The organism is Aeromonas sp. HMWF014, assembly GCF_963878295.1.
In the GTDB taxonomy this organism is placed as follows: domain Bacteria; phylum Pseudomonadota; class Gammaproteobacteria; order Enterobacterales; family Aeromonadaceae; genus Aeromonas; species Aeromonas popoffii.
On sequence record NZ_CAWNYS010000387.1, the window covers coordinates 7316 to 9766 of the forward strand.

2 protein-coding genes and 2 pseudogenes are annotated in these 2451 nt (G+C 55.6%); 2 read left to right on the top strand and 2 right to left on the bottom strand.

Annotated elements, in window-relative coordinates; translation table 11 throughout:
• Window positions 1–170, bottom strand: a pseudogene (locus tag AAC083_RS15845) (pyrimidine/purine nucleoside phosphorylase); the annotation flags it as partial.
• Window positions 171–439: 269 nt separating this feature from the next.
• Between AAC083_RS15845 and AAC083_RS15850 the strand changes: the two are divergent.
• Window positions 440–1678: a dicarboxylate/amino acid:cation symporter gene (locus AAC083_RS15850; RefSeq protein WP_042037327.1), complete on the top strand. Its 1239-nt coding sequence runs from the start codon at window positions 440–442 to the stop codon at window positions 1676–1678.
• Window positions 1679–1724: 46 nt separating this feature from the next.
• On the opposite strand, the gene AAC083_RS15855 is transcribed toward AAC083_RS15850, so the two are convergent.
• A complete protein-coding gene (locus AAC083_RS15855) occupies window positions 1725–2141 on the bottom strand; it encodes a MerR family transcriptional regulator (protein WP_108537098.1) in 417 nt (138 codons plus the stop codon).
• 132 nt (window positions 2142–2273) lie between these two features.
• On the opposite strand from AAC083_RS15855, the pseudogene AAC083_RS15860 reads away from it, so the two are divergent.
• Window positions 2274–2451 (top strand): annotated as a pseudogene (locus AAC083_RS15860) (acetyl-CoA C-acyltransferase); the annotation flags it as partial.

Below are 2451 nucleotides of genomic sequence, written 5' to 3' on the forward strand. Positions count from 1 at the left end.
TCGGCCAGTTGTATGGTGAGGGCACCCTTGACCACCGTCATCCGCTCGGGGGCGGCGGTATTGAACTGGTAGTCGCCCGCATTCATCACGCCGACCGTGGCTTTGTCTCCTTTTTGCTCGAAACCGATGGATTTTACATTTCCGTCAAAATATTCGTTAACTTTCAGCATGTTTCCATCCCTGTATGCACGTTTGAATAGCAAAAATAGCACATTTTTTTGTCAGTTGTCATGAGCAAAGCAGCAAAAATAGCCATGTTCCTTTTGAATCTTTACTTTTTTGCAAACTTATCAATAACTCCTGTTAACGATCTGGCGATTTAAAATAGCAGATAAATGTGAGATAAAGCGCGCGCTCAGGGGAATGAACAGGGTTTCTTCCTCTGTTTGGTTAATTACACTGGGAAAGTGTGAATATTTGCTAATAAAAGGAACATTCTGTGTTAACAAAAGGACTCATAAAGAACGTTGGCTTCCAGGTTGTGGTGGCCATGGTGCTGGGGGCACTGGTGGGGGCGTTCATGGGTGAACAAGCCACCATCTTTGCGCCGCTCGGTACCCTTTTTATCCAGCTGATCAAGATGCTGGTGATCCCGTTGGTGGCCGTCGCCATACTGTCGGGCGCGGCCAATCTGGGCGCCAGCCCGGCTGCAGGCAAGATAGGGGTCACCACCCTGGTTTTCTTCCTCGGTACCTCTGCGCTGGCCGTGCTGCTGGCGCTGGTCATGGGGCAAATGTTCAAACCGGGCGTCGGGGTCGATTTTGGCTCTATGGCTTCCATGTTCTCCGGTGACTACGCCGACAAGGGCGCCTTGCCGGATGCGGTGTCGACGCTGCTTGGCATGATCCCGACCAACGTGTTCCAGGCACTGAACGAGGCCAACATTTTGCAGATCCTGGTGTTCTGCATGTTCCTCGGCATCGCGCTGGCCAAGCAGCCCCGCGAGCGCGCCAAGCCGCTGGTGGACGGGCTCAACACTCTGGTGGACGCCTTCGTCTGGATGATCAACAAGGTGATGCTGATAGCACCGCTCGGGGTATTTGGTCTGATGGCCGAGGCCATAGGCACCTACGGTTTCGACGTGCTGACCCTGGTTCTCAAGTTGTTCGTGGTCTATGTGGCTGCCACGCTGATCTTCGGCTTTGTGGTCTACCCGCTGCTGGTGATGATCTTCTCCAATACGCCGGTGATGACGTACTTCTCTGCCATGAAGAAGCCGCAGATTGTCGCCTTCTCCACCGCCTCTTCCATGGCGACCCTGCCGGTGAACATGGAAACCTGCGAGCGGGATCTGAAGGTGACCAACGCCACGGCTTCCTTTGTGTTGCCGCTCGGTGCCACCATCAACATGAGCGGCAATGCCATCTATTACGGTCTGGTCGCCATCTTCTTCGCCCAGGTCTACAACATAGATCTCTCCATGGGTGCCTGGGCCGCCATCATAGTGACCTCGACCCTGGGGGCTATTGGCCAGGCCGGGGTGCCGGGCCCGAGCTTCCTGGTGGTGGCCGTGCTGCTGGCTGCCGGGATCCCGATCGAGGGGCTGCCGCTGTTGTTTGCACTGGATCGCCTGTTCGACATGATCCGTACCGCCCTGAATATCACAGGGGATGCGGCCTGCGCCATTATCGTCGACCGCTACAGCCCGGATTACGATCCGGATCGTTGGTCAAAATAACAGGAACACAAACGAGTCATTGAAAAAGGGGCCGTTCGGCCCCTTTTTATGGTTTATCCCCAGTGCTTCTCTGCAACTGGTTCAGTGCCTGCTGGCAGCGCTGCTCGGCGGCATCGAGTTCCAGCAGCACCATCTTGATGTCTTCCAGCTGCTGTTCCAGCATCTCCCGCTTGTCGGCAACCAACCCCAGCATGGTCTGCAGCTGGGTTCGGCTACTCTTGTCCGCATCGTAGAGATCGAACAGATCGCGGATATCCGCCAGGCTGAAACCCAACCGCTTGCCGCGCAGGGTCAGCTTGAGGCGTACCCGGTCCTGCCGGCTGTAGATCCGGGTCTGTCCCTGACGGGTAGGATTCAAAAGTCCCTGATCTTCATAAAAACGAATACTTCGGGTCGTCACATCAAATTCACGGGCCAGTTCGCTGATGCTGTAGGTCCGTGAGTCATCCTTGGTTCGGTTCATGGCGCTATCTTGACTGTCATTTTATTGTCAATGCAGGCTGGCACCTTACCCAAACGTCAACTGCCCCGCAAGTCTTGTTCCCGCAGCGGGAGCAGCATATGTTATGTCCAGGTAACAAGGAGAGTGCAATTGATGGATATTGTGATTGTTGCGGCCAAACGCACCCCCATGGGGGCCTTCCAGGGGGCGTTGGCCAATGTGTCTGCCCCTGAGCTGGGCGCTTGCGCCATTGCGGCCGCCATGGTGCAAGCCGGCCTCAAGGGGGAGCAGATAGATGAAGCTTATATGGGCAATGTGCTCAGTGCCGGGG

Excerpts from the sequence above, each read along its gene's own strand:
- AAC083_RS15855 (WP_108537098.1), bottom strand. The coding sequence starts at position 2,141 with ATGAACCGAACCAAGGATGACTCACGGACCTACAGCATCAGCGAACTG.